At 38.9% G+C, this 13,075-nt stretch carries 28 protein-coding genes; 23 read left to right on the top strand and 5 right to left on the bottom strand.

Annotated features, from left to right (window positions below):
- Nucleotides 1-43: 43 nt before the first annotated feature.
- From ACVR1I_RS06405 to ACVR1I_RS06415, 3 genes are read right to left on the bottom strand one after another with little or no spacing between them, the layout of a single operon-like run.
- Nucleotides 44-574, bottom strand: coding sequence for a hypothetical protein (locus tag ACVR1I_RS06405; protein WP_447443199.1), 531 nt, complete (start codon nt 572-574; stop codon nt 44-46).
- Between the two features lie 18 nt (nt 575-592).
- Entirely contained in the window at nt 593-949 is a 357-nt protein-coding gene (locus ACVR1I_RS06410; protein WP_307121246.1) for an ImmA/IrrE family metallo-endopeptidase, read from the bottom strand.
- Nucleotides 950-955: 6 nt separating this feature from the next.
- Nucleotides 956-1,312: a helix-turn-helix domain-containing protein gene (locus ACVR1I_RS06415; RefSeq protein WP_447443264.1), complete on the bottom strand. Its 357-nt coding sequence runs from the start codon at nt 1,310-1,312 to the stop codon at nt 956-958.
- Between the two features lie 300 nt (nt 1,313-1,612).
- Here ACVR1I_RS06415 and ACVR1I_RS06420 point away from each other — a divergent pair, with 300 nt between their 5' ends.
- Entirely contained in the window at nt 1,613-1,813 is a 201-nt protein-coding gene (locus ACVR1I_RS06420) for a hypothetical protein (RefSeq protein ID WP_447443200.1), read from the top strand.
- Nucleotides 1,814-1,824: 11 nt separating this feature from the next.
- Here ACVR1I_RS06420 and ACVR1I_RS06425 read toward each other — a convergent pair whose 3' ends face one another.
- Entirely contained in the window at nt 1,825-2,031 is a 207-nt protein-coding gene (locus tag ACVR1I_RS06425; RefSeq protein ID WP_447443201.1) for a hypothetical protein, read from the bottom strand.
- A gap of 61 nt (nt 2,032-2,092) precedes the next feature.
- Between ACVR1I_RS06425 and ACVR1I_RS06430 the strand changes: the two genes are divergently transcribed.
- The 3 genes from ACVR1I_RS06430 to ACVR1I_RS06440 are packed head-to-tail and all read left to right on the top strand — an operon-like array spanning nt 2,093 to nt 2,593.
- On the top strand, nt 2,093-2,302 hold the full coding sequence (locus ACVR1I_RS06430) for a transcriptional regulator (RefSeq protein WP_447443202.1): 210 nt from the start codon (nt 2,093-2,095) through the stop codon (nt 2,300-2,302).
- A gap of 1 nt (nt 2,303) precedes the next feature.
- Nucleotides 2,304-2,438, top strand: a complete 135-nt coding sequence (locus ACVR1I_RS06435) for a hypothetical protein (protein ID WP_447443203.1) — start codon at nt 2,304-2,306, stop codon at nt 2,436-2,438.
- Nucleotides 2,435-2,593, top strand: a complete 159-nt coding sequence (locus ACVR1I_RS06440) for a hypothetical protein (protein WP_447443204.1) — start codon at nt 2,435-2,437, stop codon at nt 2,591-2,593. The genes ACVR1I_RS06435 and ACVR1I_RS06440 overlap by 4 nt, the downstream gene beginning before the upstream one ends.
- Nucleotide 2,594: 1 nt before the next feature.
- Here the strand turns inward: ACVR1I_RS06440 and ACVR1I_RS06445 are convergent, their stop codons facing one another.
- Nucleotides 2,595-3,149 carry a DUF8453 domain-containing protein gene (locus ACVR1I_RS06445; protein ID WP_447443205.1) on the bottom strand — a complete coding sequence of 185 codons (555 nt, stop codon included), beginning with the start codon at nt 3,147-3,149 and terminating at the stop codon, nt 2,595-2,597.
- Between the two features lie 50 nt (nt 3,150-3,199).
- Here ACVR1I_RS06445 and ACVR1I_RS06450 point away from each other — a divergent pair, with 50 nt between their 5' ends.
- The 19 genes from ACVR1I_RS06450 to ACVR1I_RS06540 all read left to right on the top strand — a co-directional run bounded on the left by ACVR1I_RS06450 (nt 3,200) and on the right by ACVR1I_RS06540 (nt 12,973).
- A complete protein-coding gene (locus ACVR1I_RS06450; protein WP_447443206.1) occupies nt 3,200-3,913 on the top strand; it encodes an ORF6C domain-containing protein in 714 nt (237 codons plus the stop codon).
- Between the two features lie 46 nt (nt 3,914-3,959).
- Nucleotides 3,960-4,424 carry a hypothetical protein gene (locus tag ACVR1I_RS06455; RefSeq protein WP_447443207.1) on the top strand — a complete coding sequence of 155 codons (465 nt, stop codon included), beginning with the start codon at nt 3,960-3,962 and terminating at the stop codon, nt 4,422-4,424.
- 59 nt (nt 4,425-4,483) lie between these two features.
- The gene (locus ACVR1I_RS06460) at nt 4,484-4,768 is read left to right on the top strand and encodes a DNA-binding protein (protein ID WP_447443208.1); all 285 of its coding nucleotides are present in this window, start codon (nt 4,484-4,486) and stop codon (nt 4,766-4,768) included.
- A gap of 1 nt (nt 4,769) precedes the next feature.
- Nucleotides 4,770-4,958: a hypothetical protein gene (locus ACVR1I_RS06465; RefSeq protein WP_447443209.1), complete on the top strand. Its 189-nt coding sequence runs from the start codon at nt 4,770-4,772 to the stop codon at nt 4,956-4,958.
- A complete protein-coding gene (locus tag ACVR1I_RS06470) occupies nt 4,945-5,112 on the top strand; it encodes a hypothetical protein (RefSeq protein WP_447443210.1) in 168 nt (55 codons plus the stop codon). The genes ACVR1I_RS06465 and ACVR1I_RS06470 overlap by 14 nt, the downstream gene beginning before the upstream one ends.
- A 151-nt stretch (nt 5,113-5,263) precedes the next feature.
- Complete coding sequence (locus ACVR1I_RS06475; protein WP_447443211.1) at nt 5,264-5,443, top strand: hypothetical protein; 180 nt, start codon at nt 5,264-5,266, stop codon at nt 5,441-5,443.
- Nucleotide 5,444: 1 nt separating this feature from the next.
- Nucleotides 5,445-6,776 (top strand): replicative DNA helicase, encoded by a 1,332-nt coding sequence (dnaB, locus tag ACVR1I_RS06480; RefSeq protein WP_447443212.1) that lies wholly within the window; start codon nt 5,445-5,447, stop codon nt 6,774-6,776.
- 2 nt (nt 6,777-6,778) lie between these two features.
- Nucleotides 6,779-6,973, top strand: coding sequence for a hypothetical protein (locus ACVR1I_RS06485; RefSeq protein WP_447443213.1), 195 nt, complete (start codon nt 6,779-6,781; stop codon nt 6,971-6,973).
- Between the two features lie 5 nt (nt 6,974-6,978).
- A complete protein-coding gene (locus ACVR1I_RS06490) occupies nt 6,979-7,773 on the top strand; it encodes a replication initiator protein A (RefSeq protein WP_447443214.1) in 795 nt (264 codons plus the stop codon).
- Nucleotides 7,774-8,595, top strand: a complete 822-nt coding sequence (locus ACVR1I_RS06495; protein ID WP_447443215.1) for an ATP-binding protein — start codon at nt 7,774-7,776, stop codon at nt 8,593-8,595.
- A complete protein-coding gene (locus tag ACVR1I_RS06500) occupies nt 8,595-9,785 on the top strand; it encodes a DNA cytosine methyltransferase (protein WP_447443216.1) in 1,191 nt (396 codons plus the stop codon). The genes ACVR1I_RS06495 and ACVR1I_RS06500 overlap by 1 nt, the downstream gene beginning before the upstream one ends.
- Nucleotides 9,782-10,027, top strand: coding sequence for a hypothetical protein (locus ACVR1I_RS06505; RefSeq protein WP_447443217.1), 246 nt, complete (start codon nt 9,782-9,784; stop codon nt 10,025-10,027). The genes ACVR1I_RS06500 and ACVR1I_RS06505 overlap by 4 nt, the downstream gene beginning before the upstream one ends.
- Complete coding sequence (locus ACVR1I_RS06510) at nt 10,020-10,316, top strand: hypothetical protein (RefSeq protein ID WP_447443218.1); 297 nt, start codon at nt 10,020-10,022, stop codon at nt 10,314-10,316. The genes ACVR1I_RS06505 and ACVR1I_RS06510 overlap by 8 nt, the downstream gene beginning before the upstream one ends.
- Nucleotides 10,309-10,800: a MazG-like family protein gene (locus ACVR1I_RS06515; RefSeq protein WP_447443219.1), complete on the top strand. Its 492-nt coding sequence runs from the start codon at nt 10,309-10,311 to the stop codon at nt 10,798-10,800. The genes ACVR1I_RS06510 and ACVR1I_RS06515 overlap by 8 nt, the downstream gene beginning before the upstream one ends.
- Before the next feature lie 50 nt (nt 10,801-10,850).
- Nucleotides 10,851-11,102 (top strand): DUF1372 family protein, encoded by a 252-nt coding sequence (locus ACVR1I_RS06520; RefSeq protein WP_447443265.1) that lies wholly within the window; start codon nt 10,851-10,853, stop codon nt 11,100-11,102.
- A gap of 35 nt (nt 11,103-11,137) precedes the next feature.
- The gene (locus ACVR1I_RS06525; protein ID WP_447443266.1) at nt 11,138-11,407 is read left to right on the top strand and encodes a DUF3310 domain-containing protein; all 270 of its coding nucleotides are present in this window, start codon (nt 11,138-11,140) and stop codon (nt 11,405-11,407) included.
- Nucleotides 11,408-11,583: 176 nt separating this feature from the next.
- The gene (locus ACVR1I_RS06530; RefSeq protein ID WP_447443220.1) at nt 11,584-12,120 is read left to right on the top strand and encodes a DUF1642 domain-containing protein; all 537 of its coding nucleotides are present in this window, start codon (nt 11,584-11,586) and stop codon (nt 12,118-12,120) included.
- On the top strand, nt 12,117-12,296 hold the full coding sequence (locus ACVR1I_RS06535; RefSeq protein ID WP_447443221.1) for a hypothetical protein: 180 nt from the start codon (nt 12,117-12,119) through the stop codon (nt 12,294-12,296). The genes ACVR1I_RS06530 and ACVR1I_RS06535 overlap by 4 nt, the downstream gene beginning before the upstream one ends.
- Nucleotides 12,296-12,973, top strand: coding sequence for a GIY-YIG nuclease family protein (locus tag ACVR1I_RS06540; protein WP_447443222.1), 678 nt, complete (start codon nt 12,296-12,298; stop codon nt 12,971-12,973). The genes ACVR1I_RS06535 and ACVR1I_RS06540 overlap by 1 nt, the downstream gene beginning before the upstream one ends.
- Nucleotides 12,974-13,075: the final 102 nt, after the last annotated feature.

Genomic DNA, 13,075 nt, shown 5'->3' on the forward strand with positions numbered 1-13,075 from the left:
GCCCTACGCTCTTCATGACCAAACTTTGAGCGTGGGGTTTTTTTTATTCTACAATTAAATCACCAACTGGAATGATATCATTTGTTTTTGAGGATTTTGCAATCAGGTCATACTGATCAGCTGATTTTTTATAACCAAAATCAATAACTGTTGTATCATCTGGGAGTTTTTTAGCCAAATCAGAGATTGTCATGCGAAGTAATGTAATGGCATTACTTTGATCAGTAGTTGCTGAATTGGAGTAAACTGCATCTAACGCTTCTTTTGCTGTTTTTTGAGATTCACCAGATAACAGAACACGAATAATATTGTGACCATCAGGATATTCAGAATCTACTACATCATTTTCTATTTCAACAGATACTTCTCCAGTCCCTTCTGGGTCAAGAGTTGTTTTAATCTCTTCTACTATGGCATCGTATTGTGAATTATCAACAGCAACTTGAGTTTGTGTTGTCTCAGTAACTTTTGTAGTTTCCGATGAGTTTGTAGGAGTCTTATCAGAATTAGTGGAACAAGCAACTAATGGGATAGTTGATAATAAAATCACTGCACTAAGCAAAGTCTTTTTCATAATAAATCTCCTTTTTTATTAAATAATATTAGCCAAGTTATTAAATTCTTCTTTGACCATGGTCTCATCAGCTATGGTTTTTAATCTGTATTTTTCCATAAAGCTGACATAGTTGAATTCTTTATGGTCGTCCATGAGATCCAGTTCTTCTTTCAGCAGATGATGGATCATGTTTCTATCAGCTTGAAGTTCGCAGCGCTCACGGTTGAACTCATAGTCCGCTTTGGTGTGATGCTTATGCCCCAGTTCGTGATAGGTGACTTTCTTTTTGTCAATGTCATCCAGGTAACTGTTAACAAAGACTGTGTCAAAAGGTTTATTATAGACACCGTTGACTCCAGTGTCTCTGCCATCGAAGTAGGCAATTTGTGTCATATGGCATCAGTCCTGTCTGTTTTTAATTCTTGTCTCAAGCAATGACGCTATCAAGTCTATATCCTCATCATTGAGGTGGTGACCATCGTAAAAGAATGATTCTTTAGCTAATTCCTTGAGGTCAACCTCTGAGGGTGCATCGGATTCTTTTGCAATCCGAGGATTATCAGTACGGCCAGTTAAATAATCCATTGAAACATTGAAGTAATCTGCAATTTTTTCAATAGGTTCCATATTTGCCGTCTTTTTATTTTTTAAATTATAGATATAATTTTCGCTCAAACCAAGATCGATAGCTACTTTTTGCAGAGAAACTCCTCTCTTTTTTGCGAGTTCTTCTATTTTTTTATAGAGCTCAAACATTGTCATTTCAGCCTTTCTAAGACATGACAAAAAATATTTTACATTATCGTGAGAAAATAGTTGACAACATTTACTCTTTCGTGTAAAATAATTCTTGTAAGTTAAAGAGTTAGTAAAAACACAGGTTAAAACTAATTCAAAAATAAAAAGCTTTGGCGAGCGACTTCATTGATTGAACTAACGTTTTTTCAAGTGTTTTCTTTATGCTATGATTTTACATCATCGTGTAAAGAATGTCAACTCAAAAATATAAAATTTACTAACTTTTTAACTATTTTATAAAAAAGGAAGGAGAAAGTGATGAAAGAAATCATTGAAAAACATTTTGAGAATATGGTTGATGAGATTTTGCTTTCGTCAGAAACCTATGAAGAAGCTATTTCAAGCTTGAAAAAGATTTCGGTCCTAGGTATTCATCAGCCAGGGAGTCTTATCAAAAGTTTAGAAATCGCAATCAAGCGTAGGGCTTGTCAGCAAAAAACACCTAACCACAAGGATTAGGTGTCAAGAAATCAAACGTTCAGTCGAACGTGAACAACGTAGTCAAGATTGACTAGATGACGGAAATCTGTTCCGACTTCAACAAGGTCTATGGCATTAGCAGTTTCAGAGCAGTCGTCATAGACTTGGAAAAAGTCAATCTTGTCTCCGTTTGAGAAAGTGATTGTGATTGTAAAATCATCACGGTCACAAATACAATCGAGAATAAATTGTTTCATGACTTGTCCTCCTTTCACTAAAGATTTCAAGTCAATTATACCAAAAATAGAAAGGGAAAATATGAGCCAACAACATCAAAAATGGATTGATTTGGTTAAAAAGCGACTACACGAACGTGGTTGGTCTCAGACGGATCTCGCTATTGTTTTAGGGGTTACTCCTGCAATGGTAACACGCCTCTTGAACGAAGGTCATGGTAGTGATGATTTAAAACTAAAAGTCAACAAGAAACTTAGAATTTCTGAGAGCTGGACAAGCTTGGAGGAGTGATATGACAGCTAAATTGATTGATAACTGGCAAAAGAAAAATCATCAGCTGAGTCAACTGATGATTGATAGTCTTGAGGGGCTAGATGTCTGGGAGACGGTGCTGGCGTTGGGAGAGATAAGGAGAGTAGGTTTATGAATAAACAAATAACGATATCAAGTGCAGAAGTTGAAAACATCAAGAATGAAATCATCAATGTATTGGTAAAGCACAGTCTACAAAGCGGTACTGCTAAGATTGTCCTCACGGAAACAATTAATGATATTGAAAATTTTTCAATCGTATCTGTGTGATTTATTTGATTGCTTTTATTAAAGCTTCAACAGAGTTTTGTAATAATTTATAATTTTTATCTTTATCACCGTTGCCAATCCAAAGAAGCTTATCTGTCGGATTCAGTTTAACTTGGTACACTTCATCAAAAACTTGTTCTGTGACAGTTTGGTAGATGATATTTACTATGACAGTACCTTTTAGATTAGTATCTAACACATGCATAAATTTCTGAGATGGCGCAATAGTATACCCAATCAATGAAGACATATTGAAGTCCAGTTCATCAATACTATTAATAAATTTTAAGTCAAGTATTGTTGCTGGAGTGCTACCGAAGTTTTTTATCACCATGTATTTGTGGAAGTTATTTATTTCAATAGTTTCAATATACGCAACAATAACAGGTCTATTAGCTTCAGCTGTTATCTTGGTAGTAAGTTCATTTGCTTCAGTTGCTATTTTGATTGCTTTGCTAGAGTAATAGATTGATATGACGCCAATAAGCGTAGATACAATTATTGAGAGTATTTGGATAATATCTTGAATCGCCAATGAAGACAGTGTTAATTGCATAATTACCTCTGAGTGATTTTATCTTTATTATATCAAAAGAAAGGCATTTTATGAACGAAATTTATCATTTTCACGGACAGGAAGTCCGTACGTTAACCATTGACGATGAACCTTGGTTTGTTGGAAAAGATGTGGCTGATATTCTTGGTTACTCAAAATCAAGAAATGCAATCGCTCTTCATGTAGATGAAGATGACGCCCTAAAACAGGGCCTCACAGATGGCCTAGGACGCATTCAAGAAACAATCATCATCAATGAATCTGGTCTGTACTCGCTGATCTTATCCAGCAAGTTACCACAGGCCAAGGAATTTAAACGATGGGTGACCAGAGAGGTCTTGCCAGCTATTCGCAGACAGGGCGCTTATGTGCCAGAAAATCTGAATGAGGAAGCTTTCATCAGTCTATTCTCTGGACAGAAGGCACTAAAAGAGCAGCAAAAGCAATTGAAAGAGGATGTGGACTATCTCAAGAGTGAGCAACCTATCCACCCTAGCACCGCTCAAGCTTTGCTTAAGAAGCGGAAATCCCGTGTTGTCATGTGGCTTGGTGGTATGGAGAGCCCTGCTTATGCAGATAAGCCTTTTGCTCAATCGGTCTTTCGAGAAGCCGAGATTGACTTCAAGGACCATTTTAACATCAGTCGCTATGACATGTTACCAAAGAAAGCTGAAGGTCAAGCCTTTGCATACTGGATGAACTGGGAGCCAAGTACTAATACTAAGATGCGCATTTATGCTCTCAATGGCGCAGAAAAAGCCTGACGGCAATCAGGCTCAATGAAAAACTATATAAAGGTATTGTATCACAATGAATACAGAAACAATAACAATAAACAAAAATGAACTAGAGGAGTTGATTGCTAAAGAGGTGGCTAAAAAAATTACCTCACAAGCAAATAATTCTGTTTTCAAAGACCTAGCTATTATTGATAAAAGAGTTGCAGAAATAAATAGAGAATACCCAGAGATTGTTCAGTATGTACAGGAACAGTCAAAAAGACCACCTGCTTATCACATATCTCTTACAGAACTTGTGCATGAGAGAAGCCGTTGGGGAGATGGTTTTATGTTCACTAAACCGTCGTCATATGCTGATCCAGAAACGCTCATCAGAAAACTTGTTTGCTTAATGTTTGGAGCAAAAAATGTTAGGGAGTTAGATGGTAGAGATGTCGAAATAGCTAGAAGTGTGTATTATGAAATTTCAAATATATTTATAAATACATACAAGGGACACCTAGAAAATGTTATCGAGGATAGACGTGTTGAATAGTGAACAAAAAAGCCTGACGGCAATCAGGCTCTTAAATAAATATACAAGAGGATTATATCATGGATAGTAGATTATTACAAATGGTTGATGAATTTGAATCAGCTTTGATGGATAGGGCTTTGAAAGTCATGAACGTTGTCATGGACGAGAAAAGGCGTTATCCAATGGAATTAAACAAATCGGAATGCTCTGAAATGTTGCTTGGCACAAGAGATACAGGGACATTTGACGAGCGTTTCAACTGTCACAAGGACTTTCCGAGAATTAAATTAAAACGTGACAAATTTCCTCGTGATGCCGTGATTGAATGGTATCACAACAATTGGCATAGAACAGGAGTGTAATATGACAGATGTATTATTGATTGGATTTGTAGCCATGAGCGGGGTGGCTCTAGCTGCTATTTTGTATGGTTTTCGGTTGACCAAGACCATGAACTCTAGGGAGTTTCGTCGGGCTGTTTTCGAGGAAGTGGCTCGGGAAAATTATCGGAGACATGTGCAGTTGAGGGAGGCGGACTATGGCAGAAACTAAAACTATTGGCTTTCATGATGACTTGGTGACTTTATCCTTAAATGAATACTTAGCGGTACATGAGGAAAATTGTCATTTGCGCCAGCGAAATTTGGAATTGCAGACGGCTCTTGAGGCTATCCAGGGGATTACGGAGAGGGTAAAGTTCAATTAGATATGGTTTGGATTGTTGCAAAAAAGACAAAGACTGCCAAGGGTTGCAGACTCTATCGGAAACGATGCTTTGAGTCCTGGCAAGAAGCTAGGGTCTATCAACAAGACCTGTGGAATCAGGGAGTACAGACGGAAATGTGGGAGGAGAAAGAATGAAAAGGCAATCAATTATTAATTACATCTTAGCTAGTATTATCTTGCTGATGTTTTTGATGCTTGCTGGTATCCTTTATAAAACCGAACAGTTGCAAGAGCAGGTTAACAATCTGCAAGGGGAGTTCAATACTTATCGGACATTGATTTTTAATCTGTATGGTCAAAATGGAGGTTGATATGGCAATCTCAAACATACCGCCACAGGACATCATGTCCGAGCAGGCAGTTTTAGGGTCAATCTTTATTGACCCAGAAAAAATTGTTGTAGTTGCTGAATATCTTAAGCCAGAAGATTTTTACAGACCAGGGCATCAGATTATCTTTCGGACCATGCAGACCTTATCTGATAAAGGGCAGGCGATTGATGCTGTCACGATGAAGACCGCTCTGGAAGACCAGGGAGACTTGAGTGGTGTTGGAGGATTGGCCTACATTGCTGAGATTATCAACGCTGTGCCAACAAGTTCCAACGCTGAATTTTACGCTAAGACAGTTGCTGAGAAGGCCTTGTTAAGGAAAATCATTGCAAATCTTTCGGACACTGTTTCTGGTGCCTATTCTGGCGAAATGTCTGCCAATGACCTGATTGCAAGAACTGAGCAAGCCTTGGTCAATGCTAGTAATTCTAATCATAACACAGGTTTCAAACCAATCTATGATGTGATTTTAGACAGTCATAGCAAGATTGAGCAACGCTCAAATGTGTCAAGCGGTGTGACGGGAATTGCTACTGGATTTACCGATTTTGATAAGCTGACAACTGGACTACATGAGGATCAGTTGATAATCTTAGCTGCTAGGCCTGCAATGGGTAAGACGGCATTTGCCCTCAATATTGCTCAGAATGTTGCTTGCAAGTCCAATAAGCCTGTGGCTATATTCTCTTTGGAAATGGGTGCAGAGAGTTTGGTGGAGCGTATGCTTGCAGCTGAAGGAACTATCAAAAGTTATCACATCAGGACAGGAAAGCTGACACCGATTGAGTGGCAACGGTTGATCTATTCACAAGGGCAACTAGCAGAAGCACCAATTTATATCGATGACACGGCTGGAATTAGAATAGCTGAAATTAGGTCCAGAGCGAGAAAGCTAGCCCAAGCAACAGGAGGGTTAGGCCTGATTGTTATTGACTATCTGCAATTGATACAAGGGTCACGGTCAGACAATAGACAACAGGAAGTGTCTGAGATTTCCCGTCAATTGAAGATTATTGCCAAGGAATTGAAAGTGCCAGTCATTGCTCTGTCTCAGCTCAGTCGTAGCGTGGAACAGAGACAGGATAAGAGGCCTATCATGTCAGATTTGAGGGAGTCGGGTTCCATTGAGCAGGACGCTGATATTGTGGCTTTTCTCTATCGTGATGACTACTATCAAGATAAAACTGACAATCAGCCAGCAAGTAACCTGACGGAGCTGATTATCAAAAAGAATAGGCATGGTAGCTTAGGCACGGTCAATCTGTACTTCCATAAGGAGTACACCAAATTTTCGAGCGTGAAGGAGGAATGAAAATGAGATATGAATGTTCAAACTGCTGTCAAGAAATCGAAGATGATTTTTACATAGTACAGGAAAATCATGTCATCTTAGCATTGTTTAATGATGTTGAAAACTGTTTTTGCTCACAAGACTGTGTCAATGATTTCTTGATGATCGATACGAAAAGTATCTCAGATGGAGATTTACCATACGAGTTAGGGGGATGATGACGATGATTAAAAAGAATGACGTCACTGGTTTTCTAGCCTTCTTTAAGTTTCCAAAACCATTCATCTATGATGAAAAGTATAAAGGACTGAGCAACAATGCAAAAATGCTCTATATGCTTCTATTCGATAGATTGGAGCTTTCTCTAAAGAATGGTTGGCATGATAAAGAAGGGAATGTCTTCCAATATTACACAAATGACCAGTTGATGATTGACTTAAATTGCAATAGCAACAAGACGATTATCAAAATCAAAAAGGAATTGAAAGACGCTGGTCTAATGACAGAAGTCAGACAAGGAATGAACTTGCCAAACCGTATTTATCTTGAGGCTCTTAATGGAAGTGTAGAAAATACATTTCAGGAAGTGCAAAAAGTACACCTTGGAAGTGTAGAAAGTACACTTTCGGAAGTGCAAAAAGTACACACAATCAAGACTGAGAATACTAAGACTGAGAATAACAATATAAATAGTGTTATTTCAGAAATTCTTGATTATTTGAATGTACTAACCAACTCTAGCTTTAGAGTGACTAATAAGAATACTCAAAGGCTCATTACTGCCAGATTGAATGAAGGTTATACTGTCGATGATATTAAGTTGGTTATTAAAGACAAGACAGATGAATGGCTACATAAAATTGGAATACCAGAGTGGCAAAAGGACCAAGATATGGAGAAATATCTACGTCCGTCAACCCTCTTTAAAGTGTCAAAATTTGAAGAATATCTAGAAAAAGCTAAGAAAAACCAAAAAAATAGAGAAGTGGATAAAATTGACGAAAGGTTGGGCTTTTAAATGAATCCTTTTAAGAATTTTGAAACCAGGCAAGTCTTGGATGAAACCTGTGAGGTGCATGGTTGCCAGTTGTGGCTAACTAAAGTACTGATTAAGGGACGGCTTGAAGAACTCAAGCAATGTCCAGAGTGTACCAAAGCCGCTATTAACATCTTTGAAAATAAGTTGAACAGTCAGAGTAAGGTCAACAATAAGCTTGCTGATACCTTCGCAATCTTTGAGAGAGACAGTCTGGTATCAGACAAGCTGAAAAGCAAGAGCCTTGAAAATTATGAGGTCAAGGCTGACATTGACCAGAAGGCTATCAATTTCGCAAAAAGGATTGAGCAATTCTATCGGCATGAAGGCTTCGGCAATGCCATTGTGACTGGACCGTCAGGTGTTGGCAAGAGTCATCTGACATACGGATTGGCCAAGTACATGAATGAGCAATTTAAGGCTTACGGACATCCGAGGTCGGTGCTCTTTATATCGCTGGTAAGCCTTTTTACCAAAATCAGAGAAAGCTTCAAAGCTGACAATGGGTACAGACAGGCTGACATGATTGAGCTACTCAGTAAGGTTGATTTTCTCTTTCTGGACGATCTTGGAAAAGAGAGTCGCAAAGGGGATAGTCAGAACAATGAGTGGACTCATCAGATTCTGTATGAGATTTTGGACAATCGGAGCAACACGATAATCAACACTAATCTAAGCAGTAAGGAGATTAAGGCCTTGTATGCTGACAACTATGGCAACGGTGCTCTTTCTAGTCGGATTCTTGAGGGTGTGACTGGTAATAGCTTTGCTTATCCGAAGGACATGGAAGATAGGAGGTATTGATGAAATTTTTAGACCTCTTTGCTGGCATAGGTGGATTTCGTCTCGGCATGGAAGCGGCAGGACATGAATGTGTTGGCTTCTGTGAGATAGACAAATTTGCCAGAGCTAGCTACAAAGCAATACACGATACAGAAGGAGAAATTGAATTACATGACATCACAAGAGTCACAGATGAGTCTGTTCGAGGAATCGGAAGTGTGGACATTATCTGTGGAGGATTTCCGTGCCAGGCTTTCAGCATTGCTGGAAAGCGAGCAGGATTTGAAGATACTAGAGGGACTTTATTCTTTGAAATCGCTCGGTTTGCATCTATTCTCAGACCTCGATATTTATTCCTTGAAAACGTCACAGGACTCCTCAACCACGAAGGGGGAGATACGTTCGAGATCATCATCGGAGCGTTGGATGAATTGGGGTATGATGCGGAATGGCAAGTGTTCAACAGCAAGAATTTTGGAGTCCCCCAAAACCGAGAGCGGGTGTTTATTATCGGACATCTTAGAGGATCAGGTGGACGAGAAATATTTCCTTTCGGAGAAGATGGTGCAGAGATTAATAGTAAACCTACAAAAATAAACAAAGTGGGCAATATTCGCAAGATGGGGAAGTCTCAGAGTGGTGATGTGGTTTCTGCTGATGGATTAGCGCCAACTTTGTGTAGTACCACGACACAAAAGGACCCGTTGAAAGTAGTTGTTCAAATCGGGAATTTAATTGATACAGACAGTTTTGGTGGGAATCCACACAGAGGTCGTGTATACGATCCGGAAGGTTTGGCTCCCTGCTTGAACTGTAATGGTGGTGGTAACCGTGAACCGAAGATTATTCAACGTGGGCATGGTTTCAATTCTGGTGGAGAACATCAGATTGCACCAACTCTCACCAGCAATAGCTATCATGAGAACAATCATGTTAAGATTTATGACCTTTATAACAAGTCAGAAAAAGACATCGTTGGAACCTTGACAGCAGGAGGACATTCTGGCAGTACGCCTTCTGGTACTTTTGGTGTATCTGACGGATTCCGCATCCGCAAACTAACACCTCGTGAGTGTTGGCGACTGCAAGGATTTCCAGACTGGGCTTTTGATAAGGCGAGTCAGGTCAATAGCAACAGTCAATTATATAAACAAGCTGGTAATAGCGTAACAGTCAACGTCATTGCTGCAATTGCAAGGAGATTGCTATGACCTATGAAGCTACATTCATGCTATATGGTTACAAAGCTGTTACAATTGGCGAGTTTGAAACAAAAGAGTTGGGCGCTCAAGCAATTGTTGACCACATCATTGAAAACTCTGGCATACCTAGACCCAGGGTAGTTGCAACTATGAAAATACGAAGCAAGGAAATCAGGATTGATTATGGTTCTAAAACTTGCTACTACTTAATCACTTTAATAAAAAATAAAACGGAGGGAAATAATGGCTAGAGATATTTTTAGAGATTTAGCATGGGAGAATGTCATGAAAGCTGTTTCGGATAATGACTGGCGACAGGAGGATGAGGTTGTTTTTTTCAGCTTAGCAAATCAAAAGGATATTGAGGCTGATGAAAGGTTTGTCCGAACAGATCATGCTTTATATTTTGGAAAACGGCTATGTATTTTTTCAGAACAGATTAAGAAAAACCGCTATTTTACATTACATAAAAATCACTTAAATAAGATTATTGAATCACTGGGACAATTTCCCAAAATGGAGGAAAAACAACATGACTAAAACAATGACACTTGAAGAAAAGGTTGAACAGTGGTTTATTGACCGCAATTTACACGAAGCAAATCCAGTCAAACAATTTGAAAAACTTATGGAAGAGGCTGGAGAATTGTTTGAAGGTGTAGCCAAAGGCAAGTCTGATCTGATTAAGGATGCTTTGGGTGACATGCAGGTTGTTTTGACTGGTCTGGAATTGCAGATCAAGAATGGTGCAGATATTCGAGCGACACCAGAAGAAATGGAATTGCTGCTAATGGTTGCCAGTCTTGGCAATCTTGCCAATAAATTACACAAGCATGTATTTTACGATGAAACCAAGACACCACTAATCAAGCCAGATTTGATTATGCTACACAGCAACATCCATTCTGTCGCTATCCATAATTGCACAACGGCTGACACCTGTCTAAGGATAGCCTATGACGAAATCAAAGACCGAAAGGGCAAGATGGTTGATGGGGTGTTCGTGAAGGAGGCAGACTTGTGAGAAAGGCTTTAACAGGTATCGGTAACTTTTGCATTTTACTATCAATCCTCGTGGCACCTTTGCTGATCATCTATAAGCTTGACAAGCTAGATGCCAAGATAGAACAACCCAAAATCATTGTCTATCAAGTAGACAATGCGGGTGCTGAAATGGTTGGAACTGTGACGGACAAGGAAATTATCCAAAGCAGATACATTGTGACGGTTGGATCCTATGGGAAATTTATGGTCACTAAAGAGCAATATGACCAAATTAACATAGGCGATCCAATACCAGATTTTCTGAAAGGACGTGGGAGTTGATGACACATTGTGATTTTACGACTAAGCGATTAAACATGCCGAGTGATGAAGGTCATTATACTGGTTTCAGGGTTATACATGACAACATTAACAATCCAAGTCATTATCAAGGCAACTATGGCATGGAGTCAATTGATGTGCTTAGAAACTTCATGACACCAGAACAGCTGAAAGGCTTTCATCTCGGAAATGCCTTGAAGTATCAGCTACGTTTTCAAAAGAAAAACGGTCTGGAAGACCTGAAAAAAGCAAGAAAGAACCTTGATTGGTTGATTGAAGAAATGGAGAAGGAAGATGGAGAATAAAACGAGTAGTAACATCGGATTTACTGGAGCATTAACATTGGTTTTTATCACACTTAAATTACTAGGTGTTATTAACTGGTCATGGTGGTGGGTACTGTCGCCATTATGGATTTCAACGATTTTCGGTCTGTTAGTTTTGGTAATAGCGACGATTTTAAGCATAAAAGGAGATTGAGATGGAATTTAAAAAAGGACAAGAAGTTTGGGTTAAGGGTGTGGTGGACTATGAAGGAGATATCGTTGGCGATGTAAGCGAAGATTTTATATTTTGTATTTTTAAAAATGAAATTCCTCTAGTTGAAACCCGCACAGATGAGAAAGTCAAAATACCTAAGTTTGTGGCGGAGTGGATTGATTTTTGTAAAGATGCCGGAATAACCCTAATAGGAGCCATTGAACCTATTGGACATTTTGGAGAAGCTTTGGCTGAAGGTTTTGACGGGGATTTAAAAAAGAGTCAAATCTGGTTAAGACGAAACCAAACCGAATTCGCCCGTGCTTGGTTAGACGGCTACGAGGTGGAGCGGGAAAAGCTGTATATGATTAAATTACCAAACGGTCAAGGGCTGTGTGAAAGTGAGTCAGGTGCGCTGTTTTTTGGTAATCGTATAGCTGGTAAGGAGCTTTACGCAAAGAAGACGAAATCAGAATTTGAAAAAGCAGGCTACGCTTGGGCATGGAACGAGGGGTTTGCTAAGGAGGTGGAAGAATGAAGCTCAAAGAATTATTAAATGTAATTGATGAGGGGGTATCTGTAGAATATTGGCACAAAGGTTACATGGTATATGCCAGTAAGACTTCAGATGATCCGTTTTTAGAAAAAACAATAACATGGATGGGATTGCACCGAGATGGAGGTCTACTGGTAGATTTCAAGGAGGTGGAGTGATGCCGAACTGGTTTGTACGAATAAACCACAGAAAATCAAATAAAACGGATTTTTACTCAGAGCAAGTTGAACGCAGGTTGTATTTTGACATCGATACAAAAAAGGATGTTTTGACAAAAATAAAAGAAGATTATCCAGAATATTTTACCGAGAAAGTACCTCAGAGGACTGTTAATGGCGAGATGTTCTATGTCAATGTTTATGCACTTGGAGAATATTGGGAAAAGTTTTGGACAGAACAAATCCCTTGTCAATTTTGTGGTCAAAACCCTGTCAATCGTATTGATATTAAAAATAACAATTACAGTGGCTATTATTTTTGTTGCTTAGAGCATGAAGAAACTTTTTACGCTAATAGGTTAGCAGAAGATGAACGGACTTATAAAAATGGAGGGGTGGTTGGATTTATCTACAAAATCACCCATAAATCAACAGGAAAAGTTTACATTGGCAAAACCATCAATCATCCAATTTTTCGTTGGTTCCAGCATTTCAAAGCTCAATCAGGTAGCTATTTCCATGAAGTCATGAAAGAGAGCAACATCACAGATTGGGCATGTGAAGTACTGGATGTACTGAAAGATGGAACTGAAAGAGATTTATTGGATTTAGAAAGCCAATATATCTCTGAATACAATGCTACTAATCCAGACTATGGGTACAACACAAGAAATTAAATCTAATGGAGGTGGAGTGATGATACCGAAACACAGATACTCAGTTGTTTTCCAAAATGGAAATATCTGGTAAGTTTACGCAACTGTTTCCAAAATGGAAAG

The organism is Streptococcus cameli, from assembly GCF_053207365.1.

Coding starts and splice junctions, on each gene's coding strand:
- ACVR1I_RS06405 (WP_447443199.1), bottom strand. CDS start 574: ATGAAAAAGACTTTGCTTAGTGCAGTGATTTTATTATCAACTATCCCA.
- ACVR1I_RS06410 (WP_307121246.1), bottom strand. CDS start 949: ATGACACAAATTGCCTACTTCGATGGCAGAGACACTGGAGTCAACGGT.
- ACVR1I_RS06415 (WP_447443264.1), bottom strand. CDS start 1,312: ATGTTTGAGCTCTATAAAAAAATAGAAGAACTCGCAAAAAAGAGAGGA.
- ACVR1I_RS06420 (WP_447443200.1), top strand. CDS start 1,613: ATGAAAGAAATCATTGAAAAACATTTTGAGAATATGGTTGATGAGATT.
- ACVR1I_RS06425 (WP_447443201.1), bottom strand. CDS start 2,031: ATGAAACAATTTATTCTCGATTGTATTTGTGACCGTGATGATTTTACA.
- ACVR1I_RS06430 (WP_447443202.1), top strand. CDS start 2,093: ATGAGCCAACAACATCAAAAATGGATTGATTTGGTTAAAAAGCGACTA.
- ACVR1I_RS06435 (WP_447443203.1), top strand. CDS start 2,304: ATGACAGCTAAATTGATTGATAACTGGCAAAAGAAAAATCATCAGCTG.
- ACVR1I_RS06440 (WP_447443204.1), top strand. CDS start 2,435: ATGAATAAACAAATAACGATATCAAGTGCAGAAGTTGAAAACATCAAG.
- ACVR1I_RS06445 (WP_447443205.1), bottom strand. CDS start 3,149: ATGCAATTAACACTGTCTTCATTGGCGATTCAAGATATTATCCAAATA.
- ACVR1I_RS06450 (WP_447443206.1), top strand. CDS start 3,200: ATGAACGAAATTTATCATTTTCACGGACAGGAAGTCCGTACGTTAACC.
- ACVR1I_RS06455 (WP_447443207.1), top strand. CDS start 3,960: ATGAATACAGAAACAATAACAATAAACAAAAATGAACTAGAGGAGTTG.
- ACVR1I_RS06460 (WP_447443208.1), top strand. CDS start 4,484: ATGGATAGTAGATTATTACAAATGGTTGATGAATTTGAATCAGCTTTG.
- ACVR1I_RS06465 (WP_447443209.1), top strand. CDS start 4,770: ATGACAGATGTATTATTGATTGGATTTGTAGCCATGAGCGGGGTGGCT.
- ACVR1I_RS06470 (WP_447443210.1), top strand. CDS start 4,945: ATGGCAGAAACTAAAACTATTGGCTTTCATGATGACTTGGTGACTTTA.
- ACVR1I_RS06475 (WP_447443211.1), top strand. CDS start 5,264: ATGAAAAGGCAATCAATTATTAATTACATCTTAGCTAGTATTATCTTG.
- dnaB (WP_447443212.1), top strand. CDS start 5,445: ATGGCAATCTCAAACATACCGCCACAGGACATCATGTCCGAGCAGGCA.
- ACVR1I_RS06485 (WP_447443213.1), top strand. CDS start 6,779: ATGAGATATGAATGTTCAAACTGCTGTCAAGAAATCGAAGATGATTTT.
- ACVR1I_RS06490 (WP_447443214.1), top strand. CDS start 6,979: ATGATTAAAAAGAATGACGTCACTGGTTTTCTAGCCTTCTTTAAGTTT.
- ACVR1I_RS06495 (WP_447443215.1), top strand. CDS start 7,774: ATGAATCCTTTTAAGAATTTTGAAACCAGGCAAGTCTTGGATGAAACC.
- ACVR1I_RS06500 (WP_447443216.1), top strand. CDS start 8,595: ATGAAATTTTTAGACCTCTTTGCTGGCATAGGTGGATTTCGTCTCGGC.
- ACVR1I_RS06505 (WP_447443217.1), top strand. CDS start 9,782: ATGACCTATGAAGCTACATTCATGCTATATGGTTACAAAGCTGTTACA.
- ACVR1I_RS06510 (WP_447443218.1), top strand. CDS start 10,020: ATGGCTAGAGATATTTTTAGAGATTTAGCATGGGAGAATGTCATGAAA.
- ACVR1I_RS06515 (WP_447443219.1), top strand. CDS start 10,309: ATGACTAAAACAATGACACTTGAAGAAAAGGTTGAACAGTGGTTTATT.
- ACVR1I_RS06525 (WP_447443266.1), top strand. CDS start 11,138: ATGCCGAGTGATGAAGGTCATTATACTGGTTTCAGGGTTATACATGAC.
- ACVR1I_RS06530 (WP_447443220.1), top strand. CDS start 11,584: ATGGAATTTAAAAAAGGACAAGAAGTTTGGGTTAAGGGTGTGGTGGAC.
- ACVR1I_RS06535 (WP_447443221.1), top strand. CDS start 12,117: ATGAAGCTCAAAGAATTATTAAATGTAATTGATGAGGGGGTATCTGTA.
- ACVR1I_RS06540 (WP_447443222.1), top strand. CDS start 12,296: ATGCCGAACTGGTTTGTACGAATAAACCACAGAAAATCAAATAAAACG.